13 protein-coding genes are annotated in these 17834 nt (G+C 35.1%); 2 read left to right on the top strand and 11 right to left on the bottom strand.

Going from position 1 to position 17834, the window contains the following annotated elements; translation table 11 throughout:
- Window positions 1–20 precede the first annotated feature (20 nt).
- The 11 genes from AC0L5Q_RS02115 to AC0L5Q_RS02065 all read right to left on the bottom strand — a co-directional run bounded on the left by AC0L5Q_RS02115 (window position 21) and on the right by AC0L5Q_RS02065 (window position 13653).
- Complete coding sequence (locus AC0L5Q_RS02115) at window positions 21–398, bottom strand: hypothetical protein (protein ID WP_473614068.1); 378 nt, start codon at window positions 396–398, stop codon at window positions 21–23.
- A 1-nt stretch (window position 399) separates the two neighbouring features.
- Window positions 400–1245: a tetratricopeptide repeat protein gene (locus AC0L5Q_RS02110; protein WP_473614067.1), complete on the bottom strand. Its 846-nt coding sequence runs from the start codon at window positions 1243–1245 to the stop codon at window positions 400–402.
- Complete coding sequence (locus AC0L5Q_RS02105; protein WP_473614066.1) at window positions 1232–4510, bottom strand: tetratricopeptide repeat protein; 3279 nt, start codon at window positions 4508–4510, stop codon at window positions 1232–1234. The genes AC0L5Q_RS02110 and AC0L5Q_RS02105 overlap by 14 nt, the downstream gene beginning before the upstream one ends.
- Complete coding sequence (locus AC0L5Q_RS02100; RefSeq protein ID WP_473614065.1) at window positions 4511–6709, bottom strand: CDC27 family protein; 2199 nt, start codon at window positions 6707–6709, stop codon at window positions 4511–4513. It lies immediately after the preceding gene.
- Window positions 6710–6727: 18 nt separating this feature from the next.
- Window positions 6728–7294 carry an AraC family transcriptional regulator gene (locus AC0L5Q_RS02095; RefSeq protein ID WP_473614064.1) on the bottom strand — a complete coding sequence of 189 codons (567 nt, stop codon included), beginning with the start codon at window positions 7292–7294 and terminating at the stop codon, window positions 6728–6730.
- Window positions 7295–7349: 55 nt separating this feature from the next.
- Window positions 7350–8498 (bottom strand): DUF3570 domain-containing protein, encoded by a 1149-nt coding sequence (locus AC0L5Q_RS02090; RefSeq protein ID WP_473614063.1) that lies wholly within the window; start codon window positions 8496–8498, stop codon window positions 7350–7352.
- Entirely contained in the window at window positions 8485–8721 is a 237-nt protein-coding gene (locus tag AC0L5Q_RS02085) for a DUF4266 domain-containing protein (RefSeq protein ID WP_473614062.1), read from the bottom strand. The genes AC0L5Q_RS02090 and AC0L5Q_RS02085 overlap by 14 nt, the downstream gene beginning before the upstream one ends.
- Window positions 8722–8787: 66 nt before the next feature.
- A complete protein-coding gene (locus AC0L5Q_RS02080) occupies window positions 8788–9369 on the bottom strand; it encodes a TlpA family protein disulfide reductase (RefSeq protein WP_473614061.1) in 582 nt (193 codons plus the stop codon).
- A 51-nt stretch (window positions 9370–9420) separates the two neighbouring features.
- Complete coding sequence (locus AC0L5Q_RS02075) at window positions 9421–10068, bottom strand: outer membrane beta-barrel domain-containing protein (protein ID WP_473614060.1); 648 nt, start codon at window positions 10066–10068, stop codon at window positions 9421–9423.
- Between the two features lie 17 nt (window positions 10069–10085).
- Window positions 10086–10883 (bottom strand): outer membrane beta-barrel protein, encoded by a 798-nt coding sequence (locus AC0L5Q_RS02070; RefSeq protein ID WP_473614059.1) that lies wholly within the window; start codon window positions 10881–10883, stop codon window positions 10086–10088.
- A gap of 70 nt (window positions 10884–10953) precedes the next feature.
- On the bottom strand, window positions 10954–13653 hold the full coding sequence (locus AC0L5Q_RS02065) for an HzsA-related protein (RefSeq protein WP_473614058.1): 2700 nt from the start codon (window positions 13651–13653) through the stop codon (window positions 10954–10956).
- Window positions 13654–14017: 364 nt separating this feature from the next.
- Here AC0L5Q_RS02065 and AC0L5Q_RS02060 point away from each other — a divergent pair, with 364 nt between their 5' ends.
- Window positions 14018–15370, top strand: a complete 1353-nt coding sequence (locus AC0L5Q_RS02060) for a hypothetical protein (protein WP_473614057.1) — start codon at window positions 14018–14020, stop codon at window positions 15368–15370.
- A gap of 2 nt (window positions 15371–15372) precedes the next feature.
- Window positions 15373–17802, top strand: a complete 2430-nt coding sequence (locus AC0L5Q_RS02055) for a LamG domain-containing protein (protein WP_473614056.1) — start codon at window positions 15373–15375, stop codon at window positions 17800–17802.
- Window positions 17803–17834 lie beyond the last annotated feature (32 nt).

Below are 17834 nucleotides of genomic sequence, written 5' to 3'. Positions count from 1 at the left end.
TAATAACGCGAGTAACGCGTTTAATTTTTATAGTATTGGTGTAATTTATTTTTAAAGGTTTTAGGTGTGACAGGTATAGGTTTAGGTAAAGATACTTGTAACGATTGCCCTTCAATATTTATTGCCTTTTCATTCGCTTGCCATGGCGTAATGTAAATAACGTTAGGTTGCTCTTGCGAACCCTGTACTAAGGTTTCAATCACATACGTTGAGTTATTCGTCTTACTTTTTACTGTATCTTTAGTTTGAACTGTTTGAGCCTGCTTTACCGATTCAACTGCTTGGCTCTCTTCGTTATATGCAAAAGATAAAAAACTTAACGATATACATAATCCCCCCATTGATAACATCCATATAAAGCGTGGAAAGTTACTGTTTAACTTATTTATAAGGTTCATATTAACTCTCCTGACGAGTAGCAAGTTTGACTTCTAAACCAGCTAACCATTTTTTTGCTCTAGCATCATCAGGTTTTAACGCTAAGTAAGCTTGATAATGCGCTTTAGCTTGAACAAATTCACCGCGATATAACTCAAAAAACACAGCAATATTCAGATGAGCTTCAGCATAGTCAGGCCATAGTGCTAAAGCTTGCTTGTAACGTTTTTCAGCTTCATTAAACTGCCCTTGTTCACGTGCTATGACTCCTTGTAGATTATATATATAAGGGTTGATAGGGTTAACTTTTTCCGCTTGCTGCAAAGACATAACGGCTCCATCTAATTGTTTTAACTGGTAAAGAGCCAATGCTTTATTCAAATAGGCTACAGACAAACGAGGATATTGTTTAATAACATCGTCCAGTAACTCCCTAGCACCCTGCCAATTTTTATTCTTCATTTCAGCTAATGCTAATTTATATAACGTATGAATATTTTCAGGTAGCTCAGATTTAAGTGATGCTTGTTGTGCGATAAAGATCTGGTACTGTGTTTTACTTTCTGTAGTTGAATTAGCTATTTGAGTATTGTTAGGATCGTTAGAAGGTAATGCCGAATCAGTCTTCAACGTATCTTTAGGGATATCCCCTAATTCAATAATATTTTTGCCTATTGCTTTAATATCCTTACTTTCATCTGGGCCTGATTTTCCATTAGAACTCGTAGATTCACTCATTAATGTGCAAGACTGCAATGTAAGTACTGATAACACCATTAAGGATAAAGCCACCGTAGAATATAGCTTAGGCAATAACTTAAGTGTTCCTTTTGATAATAACTTATTGAACGATTTAGAAAATGGCATCAAACACCTCAGGTACTATTTCAAATTTATCGTATTTTGCTGGTTCTATTTCAGCTAATACCGACAAGCTATTTTTAACCCACTGATCATAAATATTATCCCAAGCACGCTCGGCATTTGCTTGATGCACTTCAATGGCCTTTTCTTCAAACGGATAAGCAATTTCTTCTAATAAAAATTCATATTCTTCAAGCGCTAACTCATCTAAGTCTTTAGGACGCTCAGATTTCATTACATCTGCCGCTAAATTACGATATATCTGACCAATAGAGTAATTCGCTTGCGGTACAAACTCAGCTAACTGCCACTTAAATACTAATTGATAGTAATTAATAGCTTCTGCCATTGCCTGCTGCTTTCGTTTTAAACTTTGATTAAGTGGGACTTTTAATTTAGTTTGATTAAACGTTTGTTGATGCGCTTGACCTAAAGCAAATGCAGCGTAAGACGCTAAATACGTTGAACGGCTTAAATCAAATGCTGTAGATTGCTTTTCTTGTTTTTTATGGAAGCTAATGATCTTTCTGTACCAAAAGTAACGCTTATTAGGCTCATTAGTTTCACGATAGAATTCGCTCATTTTAAAACGTACTTCTTGTGCTACAGCAAAAGGTTCAGGATATTGGTGAGCATAGGTTCTAAAGTGTGTAATTGCGCTCTTAGTATCACCCGCTTTTAAAAAGTATTCTGCAGCGGTGTATTGAGATTCACGCTTTAACTCACTATTGTTTTCATTCGCTACCATCACCAATAACTGCTGTGCTGCTTGCGACCAGTTTTCTAACTTTTCGTAACTCAATGCTAATTTAGCAGGAATAGTTGAAATGTAGGGATGCGTTTTAAATTGACGACTAAATTGATTTAACACAGGTATAGCTCTTGCCCACTGTTGGCTAGCAAGTAATAAATTAGCGGCATCAAATTCAGCATTTGCTCTATATTTCGAATTGGGTACTAATTTACCTAAACGTAAGTAATGCTGTATGGCGAGTTCATTAGCTGATTGGTCGCCTAATTTACTCCCAAGGGCCTTTTGTGCTTTGGCTTGTTCATATATTGAATAAGCAACAAGTTCGTTTATCTCTTGTTTTTTAGCAGGATTTTGCACAAAGTTTAACGCTAATAAATAGTCTTGTTCCGCAACTTCAAAGTGCTTAAATTTAAAATGAATATTAGCTTTTAGCTGACTTGCTATAGCAACTTGTTTTAAAGCTATACTATCTAGCTTGGGTAAATACTTAACTTTGCTGTTATTTTGGGTTTTAGCGAGAGAAGCAGCATCCGCTTGATATGCCGTTAAAACAAAGTCAGCGTATTTAATAACGTCGTCTATGTTATTTTGCGTAAAGGCATATTCAGCTGCTTTTACTGCAATTAATTTAGCGCGCCTGTCATCACCATGATGTTCAATAAATAAATCATTCAACTGTTTATGCTGTTCAAGTAACTGACTTAGTAACTGTTGGTTTTTATCATTAACATAATTTGACGCATTAATTGAATTTACTTTAACTTTTGGCCCCTCAAAAGCCTTAAGTAATTCAGTCATTGTAACTATGCTTGCATAAGCCGATTCTTGATTAATATAACTTAGCGGTAAATTATCGAATGAAGATTTATCGGTATTATTATTGTTTTGATCCCCGGCCACACTTATAGCATTATTGATTTTATTAGCACTTAACTTGTTAGTTTGATAAGTATTAAGTTGGTTAATATAAGGTGAAGAATAGGCTAACATTTTATAGGTTTTAAGTGCTTCTAGATATTGTTTGGCTTCAAAGTTTGCTTCTGCGTATAAGAAGTATTCTTGTGTTGCTAAGTTAGTTTTTTCTTCTACTTGAGTATTAGAATATGCCACAACATCAATATATTTTTTTAACCAGGTTGCGGTTTCAATAAAAGCTAATTCCCTTTGCTTATCATCTTCTACATCTTGCGCATACGCATATAAACGGCGACTCTTAGCTAAACTATAATCAGACAAAAAAGGTAACACATAATTTTTTGTCTGTGAGCTTGATTGCTGCCAAAAAAGTGATGTTAATCCATAATAGGTTACAAAACGTTCTTTCATTTTTCTTATATTAGCCAACTGACCTTTTTGCTTATATAAGTCGATTAATGCCAAAGAGAACTGTGCTGACCAGAACGAATGTGGAGCATAATCTAAATAATTTTTGTACGTTAAAATAGCATCATGTTCTAATTTTTTTTCTAACAAAAAGTGAGCTAAATTTTGAAATAAAATATGTTCAAAACTAGCCAACGTTGTTATTGTTGTAGAAGGTTGATTACTTTCAGCACTTAAGATTGGAGCTTGTCGGTTTAATAATTCAACTAAGCTTTTAGACTGCTGTTGCTGACTTAACGAAATACTCAATACGCGCTGAGTATCCATAGCTAAACTTTTATGTGAAACCGATACATTATTAAAAGAAAAATCACGCTCTGAATTCATGTCTGTATTCGTGGCCCCCTTCTCTTTTTTATAAACATCAGCTATCTGGTGTAATACCGTAATAAAATTATCGTCAGCTTCTGACAGTCGGTTTAATTTAAAAAGACTCCAACCTGACATGTATATGCTATTTAAGCGGTAGTTCTCATTATTTTCAGCTTTAAGTACTTTTTGATAAGCTTTATACGCTAGTGGATATTGCTCTACGTTGTAATATAATTCGGCACGACGAAAATGTAACTCTGCGTAATGCTTTGTATTAGGATAATTTTTTAATAACGCTTCAATAGTTAAAATACTTTCTTTTGGCTGCGCCAATAAATCATACGTTTTTGCTAATTGATATTGAATATCTTCATTTTCGGGGCGATTTGGATATGTCGTTAATAAATTTTTATACTGGCTAACAAGTGCCGTTAATATGTCTTTATTTTCTAAGACGTCAATTTGTTCATATTTTTCAATATCTAGCTGAACCATGCGGTGTTGTATTTGGGCCCTTACCCCCTTATTAGGTTCTAATGTTAAAATTGAACGATATATTTTTTCTAACTTTTCAGAGCGCTCTTTTCTTGTTAATTGTTTAGCGAGCAGCTGAGCACTAAGAGCACTATCTTCGCTTTCACCTTGTTCTGCACCATTACTGGTAGTGATACTTCTATTTGAAGATTTAACAAAGCTACCTAAGGTTTCAGAGTCGCCTTGATTTTCGTTATTGCTTCCTACAACAGAACAACCCGCAATCAGTATCGACGAGACTAAAAGCCTAAGGTAGTAGGTGTAACGTTTATTAGTTGCGGTCATTTATAAAGCCTCTCGTTGATTAAGGCTTTCTATAACATTTGCCATTGCACGTTGATTAAATAGCAAAAACTGCTGTATTTTACGTTGTTCATTTTTAACAAACTGTTGATTTTGTTCTAATAATTTAACATTCAATCTATCTTTTAACTGCTGTGTTATTTCTAATAACGACGCAATATTACTTGTTAAACTTTGATGCTTAAGGCTTAACCCCGTTAAAACGCTTTTTTTCGACAGTAAATCATCTACCCTTTTATACTGCTGCATAGTTTGAGTATATAACTCTTCAACATGATTCAAGGACTCTTGAGATTGCCAAAAACGTTCAGGAAGTTTTTGTTGTAACTGCCAAGTTAAAACACCTTGAACACGTACTAAGCGCTGTTGGTAATGATTAAATTTAGCTTTAGTTTCTTTAGCTTTTTTATTTTTACTGCTGTTCTGGCTACTCAGTTGTAGAGAAGTTAATGCCCGTTTACTATTTTCAATACGTGTTAACCATTTACGTTCAACATTATTTGCAAATAACTCACCATTACCTTGTTTTAATTTTTCAGCTTTTATCTTATTCAGCAATTGACTTAGTTGCGCTTTTTTATCTGCAAGTTGCTCGAGTAGTGCTAGATAATTAGTTTTACTTTGGTTGGCTCTAATTTTATTTTGTCGTGCGTTATTTAATGTAATGGTATTAGCTAACCACGTACTTCTATTTTGTTGTGCTTCAATTTTTTTAATTAACGTGTCCACTGATAATAACTGTTGATACGTTATAGATAATGGTGTGTTTTTTAAAGAGGCTTGCAGCCATACATCATATTTACTAATGCCTTCTACATTTAACGCTTGATACAAATTAAGTAGGTTATCTTCAGTATTTAATAACTGTTTAAACGCGTTCAGTTCGTGTTGTTTATTCTCATAATATTTTTCAATATGTAAGTAACGATTAAGCGCAAGATTAAGCTTGTTTTGAGCAATATATTGTTCAGCACTTAACGCCCACGTTTGTTGAGTAAATGTTGAATAAGGATAATCAGTAATTAAAGTATTAAATACCACCTCTGACTCTTTAAATTTATTTAACTTAAAGGCTGAGTAGCCAAACAAAAATAAAGCTTGCTCAGTGAACGGCGAATGTTTAGGAAAACTTTCAAGTTGATTATAACCTTGTTGAAATAAGCCTTGTTCTAAATACAGTTGAGCTAATAAAAGCTGAGCATAATGATGAATGCCGTTTTGTTCGATCTTTTGTTCAGATTGTTGTTCTTCTCTATTTTTACTTGTTTGTTTTAATTCGTTAGCAAAGAGCTGCTGCCAAAAACCGTTTGTTTTTTGTTGCCATTTAAAAGCTTGTAATACTTTTAGTTTTTGTTCTGCTAATACGTACTCTTGTTGACTCATTGCTCTTAACGCTTCGTTTAGGAGTAAATAAGGTGCTTGAGTATCGTTATTGAGTAACGCGACTAATTGCTTTTTACTTGTTTCCGCTAACGATAAATCTTCAATATTTGGCTGTTGTGGCCAAGCAATAAGCTGTTGTAGTAAATAGTATTGAGCAATATATTGAGCGGGTATTAGGTGAATGTTATTTAAAATGTCTTGTGCTTCTTTTTTAGCTAATTGAGAATTTTGTTGCGTTATTTTTTGTTCTGCTAATTGCAGTAGCACAATAATCATCAACTCATCTTTTTGTACGTTGCTTCTGATCGTATCGTGATCTGAACTTTCTTTAAAAAAAGAACCTATAGTTTGATTAGTATTATCAGCTGACTCATTAGAGAGTTTTTTAGAAAGTTGCTCTAAAAGCTTTTGTGCTTCTTCAGGTAAACCTTGAGAAATTTGCAACCCAGCTCTAAATAAAGACGCATGTACTGGTGCCTCTGTAAAATACTCGTCGTTAATATTTAATTGGCTAAGTGCTTCATCCGGTTTATTTTGAAAATAATAATAAAGTGCTTGTCGGTAAAATTTTTCAGACAAATGTTCGGGTAACTGTTTTAATGGCTGTTTTGTATTAAGTTCTACTTTTGTAGAACTTTCTTTTGAGTGTGCTTTATTCGTTGAAAAGCTTAAACCTAAAATAATAACAACACACAACATATGCAAAGAAAAAGTCTGATTCGCAAGATACTTCACAAGTGTGTACTCATTGTCTGTATGAGAAAGATTTAATAATGGAAAAATTGAATTTATTCGCATAGTTAACAACATAAAACCTTACAGTATCCACTCTTCAACAATAACTTCTGTTTGAAAGTTTCTGGTATTGTCTTCAAGCTTAAGCTCAATCATTACTGCATCATCTTCTTTTTCAAACTGATAGGTTACCGCTCTTTTTACCGTTCTTTTTTCTTGGTCTAAACCAATAAAAATTGCAGTAAGCTCGTGTTGGCCGGTTTTTAAATTACCTTTGAATAAACGTTGAATACCTCCTTGCTCTAAAGACTCTCGTTGACGTTTTGTATATAAAAATCCTGCAACTTCATCATCATTCAACTTAAGCTCTACACTGTCTAAGGTAAAAAAACGTCCTATATCAACTGACACAAACACAGCTACTTGAGTACTCGCAGGAAACAATAAGTCTTCCTCTAAAATAAAAAGTTCTCTGTTAAGTTTTAAAACTTCTTTTTTAATTTGTTCAATCTCACTAGCTATAGTATTACTTTCTGGGTTTTGAATGTTTTCTTCAGCAATAGCCTGGTAACTCAGCGTTGTGCAAAATATTACTGAGCAACTTAACGCTGCACTTATAAGAAACTTACTTAACTGTTTTATAATCATAAAAACTCTTTGGCTATTTTGGTTAACAAATTTAGCTAACGTGTAAATTAAAATATTAAAAATAAACACTGATAAACGCGCGTACAACATCTGCAGTAAAACCATATAAAGGTTCTTCGCCAATAGGCGCACCTACGGTTCTGTCTCTAAAGTTATGGTAATCAAAGGTAATGCGATCCCACTGTAATGTTGCTTCTGATTTCAGACCGTTGAAAACGTATTGTTTAGGAATGTAATAAGTAAGCCCTATTCCCACCGTAACATCATCAAATTCACTGAGTTCTTTATCTCTTGCTAAATAATTTTGAGCATCTCGATAGGCAAATAAATCACTGTAAAAGTTGGCCTGTGTTTGTTGGTAAGTTCGGTATTTAAGTTCAAGCATTAATGCTTCACCAAAGGGATGACGGTAACTTATTTCAATTTCGTGAGCTTCTATATCCCAACTATCTGAGAAATAACGATACTGCCCGAATAATGCGGCTCTATAAGGTAAGTAATAGCTGGTTGATAATTTAACCGCGAAAGAATTACGAGTATTAGGGTAAATTTCAGCTTGTGATGCAAAACCCGCTTCAGAGGTTGGATCAAGATATCGGACAGTACGATAAGGATTATTTAAGTATCCTTCATCAGCTATACCTTCTAAACTAATGCCAGCCGTTAAATTACGCGTTAGTATTTGGTTTATGCTGGCTCTAAGACGATATTGTTTACTTTTTTCAAAGAAGTTTTCATCACCATTTCTCATCACATCATTATCACCATAACTAACGCCCATACTGACATTAGTTAAATCACCAAAGGTGTCATGAGACACATTAAAGCTGACTGATTGCGCTAAAAAATCGTCTTCGTCACTTTTACTAACCGCAAATGACATAGTGGTTTTGTCGTGTAGGTATTCAATGCCTAACGATCCTTCTTGGCGCTCTTCTGTATATGGACTGGCATTACTGAGTACATCAACAGAAGCTGAAGAAATAGTATCAACGTAATAAAAGGCTGACACAGCAACGTTTTCGTTTATTTTTTTTCTCAGAAGTAATGCAGGTCCATCTATTTTCATACCACCACCTTCATAGCTATGGTATAAAACATCCGCTTTATCTTCGTCTAATACTGCCGCTTTTAGTGGAAATAAAAGTGCATGGAGCATAAAAATGGCGCATAAACTGTATGTAATGCGTTTAGTTACAACCACAACCACCGCCTCCGATCCCTTCTGCACCACGAGCTGATTCTCTTGCCTCAGAAACGTGTGCTGCATGTTTATTGGCTATAGCATGAAGATTTTTATTCATAACAGGATCCGAAAGATTTTGCCTTTCATAAGGTTTAACCCAAGGCTTTACCCCAAGCTGGGCACAACCTGATATAAATAAGGCAATAATGAGTAAACTGTACTTTATTAATTGACGGTTCATAACATAGTCCAATAAGATTTTTATTAACTAAGCCCTTTATTAAAAAGGCATTTGATTCAAACAGCATTACTCACGAATAAGTTTTTTAATGGCTTTAGCATACTTTTTTTCGTAGCCATCTTTGTATCCACGAAAGACAAACCTTATTTTTCCGCTACGATCAACTACTACAGTTGTTGGCATAGCAGACACTTGATAAAGCTCAGACAAGATATTTTTATCATCAAATAGTATAGGGAAATCTACATTGATATTTTTGATGAAATCTCGACCTGCTTGGTTATCTTGCTCAACATTAATACCCCAAACCTGAACACCAAGATCGGTATATTTATTATGAAGATTTTGCAGTACGGGCATCTCTTTTCGACAAGGGCCACACCAAGAAGCCCAAAAGTTAATAACGGTTATATTGCCGCGTTGCTCTACTAAATTTAGGTTCTCACCTGCCATACTTTTCAAAGTAAAGTCAGATGCTTGAGTGTTTACTAATTCATTCGCTGAACTATTTAATGAAATAACAGACAACAAAACTAACAATGACGTTGTAACACCTTTAGTGAGGCTTATAGATCTAGAACGGGTTACAATTCGAACTAATGTATGTACAAATTTATTTAACATATTCTTGTGAGGTTTTATAAACAAAGTAATGTTCCTATTTAGCTAAATATATAAGGATTAAGTGCTTCAAATTAATTAAAAATAAACAGCAAAACCTGTGGTGAAGTTTAAGTTATGTGTTGTTTTAGTTTCACCGGTAATAGTGGTATCAAAAATATAATCACTTACACCTATATCCCAAGCGATCCAATCGTTAATAAAAACACGGTAATTAGTAGAAAGGTTTACAGTAAAGTTATCATCACCAGCAAACTCAGTTGTACCACCACCTAATTCCACAGAAAACACGCTGTTAAAGGCGAGATTTTTTCCTAAGAAAATTTCACCTGGCATCAAGTTATAACCAATATTTAAGCCGTAATAAGTTAGCTCTCGCTGTTCATCCGTTAATAATGGAGATGTGTTTGATAATCGCTCAAAACTTGTTGTACCTGCTTCAGCTGCGCCGTAACGTGCTTTAACATAAAAATGCTCGGTAATGTGATAAGCCAAATGAGCACTTACCCAGCTACTACTTTCAAAATCTTCAATACTGAGTAAACCACCTTGAAGTCCAATTTCAAAATTTTCAGTATCAAGTACATCATCTAAAACATCTTTACGTTCAACAATAGGTTTTATATTTACATCACTTGATGAAGCTTCATTGGATGAAATTTCGCTCGCAAAGCTTGTATAACTAACACATCCTAAACAGATGATAATTAATGTTTTTAAAGTCATAAAGTTTATTTACCTGTTTAAAAAAATACGCTGAAACCAACTTTCCATAACTTGATTTCTTCATTGTCGTCTCTGTCAGTCAATACTAACGAGTATTTATATTCTGCTCGTAATACAAAATTTCGAGCTAAATAGTATTTCCCACCAATAGCACTACTTATGAGGGTGTTTTCTCTTGTTTTTGCATCGGCTAAAACACTATGAGGTTCGGTAGTAATAAGACCAAGTCCAACAGAAAAATATGGACTAACAGTTAAATCAGGAAAAGGTTGACTGACCAGCTGTAGTTCATAAATATTGCTGTCTGATATATCACCTTGAGATTTAGCCAAAGATAGTTCACTCGTAATAACAGGACTAAAAACATAACCTAATCCAATGTTATAAAAATTTGCTCCATTAAAATCACCAAACATAACAGTACCTTCCCAAGTGCGCTGCTGGTAATCGTGAAATTCAATTTCACTTAACGTCACTTTTTCACCAGAATGACTTACGTTTAATAATGAATTTTGATGGAACCAACCTTGATTACCGCGTTTATCTTCAACTTTTAACCAACTAGTACGTTTGATTAACACTGTAACTAAGTCGTTCTTTTCAATAACGTTAATAACTGGGTAGCCAGCACTGGGGCCCGAAAGTAATTCAATATAAGGAACTTCAATGAGTAATTGATTGTTTTGGCTTACAATTTCAGAATTAAGGGGCTTAGTAGCTGTAGGCTCAGTAATTAGGGCCTCAGCAAAAGCATAAGATGAGATAAACAATAAACTGAACATTAAATATAAGTACTGATAACGTTTATATGGCATATACGGCCTTATTATTTTTGTTTGGTTTATACCAGTTAACATAGTATTCATTTCACTTAAGCCTACTGAATTAAGGTAATTGATAGAAAGGCGTATTATAATATTGCCCACCAATATCTAACCATTCGCTTAATAACTTACGCTCACTTGGTGATAACATATTTCGGTGATCATCACGTTCAAACACATCAAAAAATTTACTGCTTGCACGAGCTCCCTGTGTAGACATAACACTGCTTACTGGTACTGTTGTTAATTGTGGTATAGGCATGTTGTCATCGTCTAAGATAAGGTTACCGTCGTTATCCACTTCAAAAAGAGTGTTTCCATTATTATCAGTCACTTCAATTAATTTAGTAATTAAAATACCGTCAACAACTTCTTGTTCAACATCATTAAAGAAGAGTTCACGATAACTTACTAAATGAGCAGGTTCTTCAGAAGGTATTGCTGAAAGGTCGAGCTGCCCTGCGGGTACTTGTGCTACGTTATCTGCGTCAAAGGGTTGATGGCAGGACACACAAGTATTGTCTTGAATTAACTCGTTTGTTACTTCATCGAAGACTTGTCTATCACGTTGCCAAAGCGGCGCAATGTGTTCAGCATAATTAATTTGTATTCGGCAATAGGCTAACCAGTTAGTAAAACAATTACTGCCATTTGGCATAGGTGTTTCTAACAGGCTATATAAAAAATCAATTGATGGATTTACAAGAGAAATATCACCATCTGACCAAATGTCTCTATAAACCAAATCACTTGATAATTCAGCTAAGCCATATACTTGTTCAGCAGCTTCGGCCATCGTTTGGCCCATTTCAGGAATAATAGTATTGGTTGTATTTGGGTATGGTACTCCGCCTAAAATGGCCCCACTATTTATACTAGTTATCTCGGCATCTCTACGACCATGAGGTGTGGTATCATTAGCGGTGTGACAACCATTACATTCTAGAGTTTCACCTGCTTTAACGGTTATCCATTGACGATGTCGACCACCAATACGTTGCCCGTTTCCGTCTAATACACTTAAAGCGAAAGGAATATTTGCAGGTACTTTTATTTTAACTGAGCCATCAGGCTGTATTGGGCTATAGCCTATAATTTCACGCATGAGTTGCTGACGACTTCGACCAAAGTCTGTATTGAGTACATCTCTCACTTCATCAGAAGGCATAGGTACGCCACGTAGTATACGAATAAAACGAGCAGGTCTTTCTGCTGCCGTTGTTTGTGTAGGATCTTTAAGTTGGTCTATTCCATTTTCAGTGGTATCTATACCACTAAAGTCATAAACACTTCGAATATGTAGTGCAGCAGCTTGTTCGTTAAATAATTCAGTATCAAGTTCATTGCCTACAACTTTATCAGCAATAAACTCATTATTAATATCACTGGGCTGTAAAATAATAGCTTCGGTTATCATTTGGTTATCACCACTTGGGCTAGCCACTAACTGTTGAGTATTTTCAGTTTTATTGTATAACCATAACTCGTATGCTGATTCTGCAGCGACAATTGACTCATCTAGCTTTTGCTCATCCGTTAACTGACCGCAGGCTAAAGTAAGTTCATCTACCACTACCCTGCATAAATCTAAACTTAACAAGTAACGTTCACTCGAATCAGGTAAAGGAAATATATGGCTTAATCTGCCAGCCTCATTAAGATCATCAGAAAAATTATAGTTAAAACCTTGAGATGAAAATAATACTGACGAAGCCGTTTCATTAGCAGGAGCATTATTATCTAGAGGCTGAGACTCATCAATAAAGTCGTTAATATTTACGATTAAAGGACGTTTTTGATATGTACTCTCATTATCTGCAGATAACATCAACAAAATATCACCATTAGGCATTTGTTGAGGTTTTACAAACTCGATATCGAAATTTTCATCGTCAATCGTGAGTTCATGCGAATGCCAACCGTAAACTAATTGATTTTCTGTACCATCAGGTAACATTTGATATAAGTTAATTTTGTTCACACCACCCATAGCATCCCACCGGCTATAAAGTATTTTCCCGTTTTGCATAACTAAAGGGTAAAAGTCATGGCTAAGGTTATAGGTTAACTGCTTGATTGATGAACCATCAGCTTGCATGACATGAATATTAAAAGTACCCAAATCTTGTCGTTCATTTTGACCTTGGTATTGTGATTTTCCTTCATCTAATAAAATGGCTTTTGACAATCTCTGGCGGTTAGAAGCAAAAATAATACGACCATCAGGTAAGAATGAGGCCATTAGATCATCGCCCTGTTCTGCAATGCTGTTATCAATAATTAAACGTTCAAGCTTTTTAGTGGTTTGTGTGTAATGCCAAATATTCCATGTGGGTTGTTCATCAGCATCAACAATTTTGGGGGCACGTATAGAAATAAGAAATTGTTGCCCATCTTCAGATACAGTTAAATCACGTAGATCAATACGGTTATCAATTTCCATATCATTTTCTTCTACTTTATCGCGAGTAAAAAGCCCATTAGTTAAGCTAACAGCTTGAGATTCAGCAAAAGCATTATTTTTTATAAGAAGATTAGCACCCGGATTAAATGCAATAGGATCTGTTGAAGAAAAGCTAGCTCTTTCAGGTTGCTCTTCATCTTTATTAATAAAAACATTCCGTTCAATGTATACAACTGGATATTCAATAAGTACAGGATCTGTAATTTCGCCTGTGCTTGATTTTTCAGAGTTACACGCCGTTAATAAAAATAAAAATATAACAGCGAAAACTCCGCTACTGTATAACTTACCATCCATGAAAAACACCATATTTTATAAAAAAACAAAAAAGAATAAGTAAGACCTATTCAATTTTTTTGGAAGATTAATCGTAAAGAAAGAGAATGTCCACTTTTATAACACAAACAACACAATTAGTACGTTTTATATACAAACCCTTAAAGATCAAGTGTTTCCATATGGCGACAGTGTCTATTATTTTTACAAAAAAGTAAGAAATCAGTTTCATTATGTAAAAAAATAAATTATAAATTACCAAGTTTCTAAACTGATTTGTTTAAAAATCATTCTACCCCATCTAGAAAATCATTAAATGATTATGTTATTTATATTTATAAATTAGGCATAAAAAATCTAGTATTTACACCTTCAAGGAGGTTGTGTGAAGAGTTTCTTTTTACAAGGATCAAACAAAAACATATTGAATATGTTTTCATATAAAGTGAATAAATACACTTTATATGAAAAAAAAAGTAGTAAAGATATCAATATAATCAAACTTGCTTTAGCCAAAATAGGAGTAATAAAAAATACATTCCATAAACTTGGGCTAGTATTTATCCTTTCCAATATTTCAATGGTGAACCTAAGTTATGCAGGTACTTTAGAACAAGCTAAAAGACTTCATGACCGTATTGCAGGAGTGCCAGCAAACGAAGAAACATTAAACCGTATGACTGCACTTCTAAACGATAGTAAGGATATTGAAGCTGCCTATATCGCGATGGATTCACCTGATTTTTATCGAACAACATTAAAGTTATTTGCCACACCTTGGACAAATAAAGATCAAGATATCTTTCTTCCGCTAAACGATTACAGCGCAACTATTATTGGTATGGTAAGAGACGACCTAGACTTTAGAGAAATTTTACAATCAGACATTACTTATGTAGGTAATGAAAACCTAGGTTTACCTCCCGCTAGCGCCAATAATAATACTCACTACCAAAGACTTGATGAAGAATTTACAGATTTAGCTCGCCATTTAGTTCAAGTACCTCAATCAACCATTACAAACATACCCGCTAGTGCAACCGCCGGTATACTAACAAGTCGTGCTGCTGCAAAAGCTTTTTTTTATTTAGGTACTAATCGCGCTATGTTGCGCTTTACCTTAATGAATCATTTATGTACCGACTTAGAACCTTTAAAAGATAATACTTTACCGCCTGATCGTATACGACAAGATGTAAGCCGTAGCCCCGGAGGTGATAGTCGCTTATTTCTTAATAATTGTATTGCTTGTCATAGCGGTATGGATCCACTAGCCCAAGCTTTTGCTTATTATGATTATGACTTTGACCAAGACAATGATCCTACCGGTGAAAGCGGTCAGCTTGTTTATAATGCTCAAGGGCAACTTAATAATCAGACAGGTACACGTGTTCAATCAAAGTATCATAATAACAATACAACCTTCCCTTTTGGTTTTATGACCACTGACGATAAATGGCAAAACTATTGGCGTTCAGGTGTCAATCGAAAATTAGGCTGGAATTCAGCTTTAGCGGGTCAAGGTGAAGGCGCTAAATCCCTCGGTGAAGAATTAGCAAACAGTCATGCTTTTGCTCAGTGCCAAGTTAAAAAGGTATTTAAAAATGTATGTTTACGTGAACCAGAAAGTCAAAACGATTTAACTAAAATAACAACCACTACGGCATCATTCAAACAGCATGCTTATCAACTAAAACAGGTATTTGCTGAAATTGGCACATACTGCATGGGAGAGTAAGCATGAAACATATTCATTTTTTTACACTGGTTTCGCTTGTCTTACTCACCGCCTGTGGTGGTAGTGAAGTAGAAAGTAATCCTCCTGTTCAGACAGAAATATTAACCAATGTATATACTGGCCCTGCACCGCAAACAGATGATATTCAACGTTATAAAGCAAACTTATGGGATAATGTATCAACAAGCGATAAATGTGGTGGATGTCATCGTGTTGATGATCAAGCGCCCTATTTCGCGCGCCATGACGATGTAAACTTAGCCTATGCAGATACAACGGCACTAGTTGACCTATCTAAACCCGAACTTTCTCGATTAGTAACTAAAGTAGCGTCAGGTCATAATTGTTGGTTAGGTAGTGATCAAGCCTGTGGTGAAACCATGACACAATGGATAAAACTATGGGCAGATAATCAAGTAAGCATTGCCAATACCATAGAATTAAAAGCACCTGTTATTAAAGAGGCTGGCGCAAGCAGAAGTTTTCCTGAGTCTACGGATTTATTTAACGATCATGTTTACCCGTTGCTACAAACCTATTGTTCTAATTGCCATCAAGAAACCGCGGTAAATGCACAGGCTCCATTTTTTGCTAGCCAAAACATAGAGCAAGCTTATTTAGCGACACAGCGTGTAATTAATATTGATAACCCTACACAATCTCGTTTAGTGATTCGTTTGGGATCTGAGTTTCATAATTGCTGGACAAACTGCCAAGAAAACAGCAACGAAATGTTAGAAAAAATTACGGCAATGCGTGATGAAATAGAAATTAATACGATTGCAGATGAAATGGTTATTTCAAAAGCGTTAAAACTTACTGATGGTGTTGTTGCATCAAGTGGTGGTCGTTTTGAAACAGACGTTATTGCACTCTACCAATTCAAAACAGGTGAAAGTAATACCGCTTACGATACATCAGGCATTAGCCCTGCCGCTAACTTAACCTTGAGCGGTGATTATGAATGGCTTGGTAGCTGGGGCATACAATTAAATAATGGGAAAGCACAAGCAAGTACAGCTTCCAGTAAAAAGCTACATGATCTAATTACCGCCACAGGAAAATTTTCTGTGGAAGCTTGGGTAACTCCCAGTAATGTAGTGCAAGAAGGCCCTGCAAAAATAATTAGTTATTCAGCCAGTGAAACCGAACGAAACTTTACCTTAGGGCAAACCCAATACAATTACGACTTCATGCTACGTAACGAACAAACATCGACCAACGGTGAACCTGCGTTGAGTACACCTGATAACGACGAAGTGCTACAAGCAACATTGCAACATGTAGTACTCACTTATGATGCAACTGAAGGGAGAAAAATTTACGTTAATGGTAATTTAATTAATATTACCGATAATGAAGTTGCACCATTATCCGCATGGGATGACAGCTTTGCGTTAATACTCGGACAAGAAGCAACTAATAACAACGTTTGGCAAGGCAGCGTGCGTTTATTAGCTATTTACAATAACGTACTTACTCAAGATCAAATTCAACAAAATTATGATATTGGTGTGGGTGAAAAATTCTTTTTACTCTTTTCAATTAGCGAAAAAGTTAATCTTGCTAATACTTTTATCGTGTTTGAAGTTAGTCAATTTGATAATTACAGTTATTTATTTAATAGCCCTTCGCTGGTTAACTTAGACAACAAAACCTTACCTGAATCATTAAATATTAAAGGTATTAAGCTAGGTATAAATGGTAAAGAAAGTGCTCAAGGGCAAGCATTTAAAAATGTAGATGTAACGATATCCTCAACGGAAAGTATTGCTTCTCCCCTACCTCTTTCATCATTAGGTACCATCATTGGTCTTGATAAAGGTGCGCAAAATGATGAATTTTTCCTTTCATTTGAAACACTCGGAACCTTTAGCAATATCACCCTTCCTGGTGAAGTCATCATTACGCCTGAAGTGCCTTCAGCAACAAATACGTCAGATATTGGCATTAAAAACTTTGCTGAATTAAATGCCACTATGAGTGTATTAACAGGTATTCCTGCGCAAACAAGTAAAGTAAGAAACACCTATCAATTAGTTCAAAGACAACTACCGAGTATTGATAATATTGAAACATTTATATCGGCACAGCAAATGGGTATAACACAACTTGCCATTACCTATTGCGATAGTGCGATTGAAGATCCAACTATTAGAAATACATGGTTCGAAGGGATAGATTTCGATCAAGCACCTAGTATTGTGTTTGATACTAATAATCGTAGCCAATTTATTACCCTGTTAATTGATAAATTACTACCGCTAAATATAACAACGCAGCCTGAAAAAGATGCTGTAACAACAGAAATAGATGCGTTAATTACGCGCTTATCGTCATGTACTAATGCCTGTGAAGCTAATCGAAGTAGAACGATTGCTAAAGCATCATGTACAGCAATATTGGCCAGCGCAGTTGTACTTGTTCAATAGAGCCATTAGCAACTCGGTAACCGTACTTATTT

It is taken from the genome of Pseudocolwellia sp. G5-9, from assembly GCF_055808995.1.
This window is presented reverse-complemented; position numbering and strand designations above follow the sequence as displayed.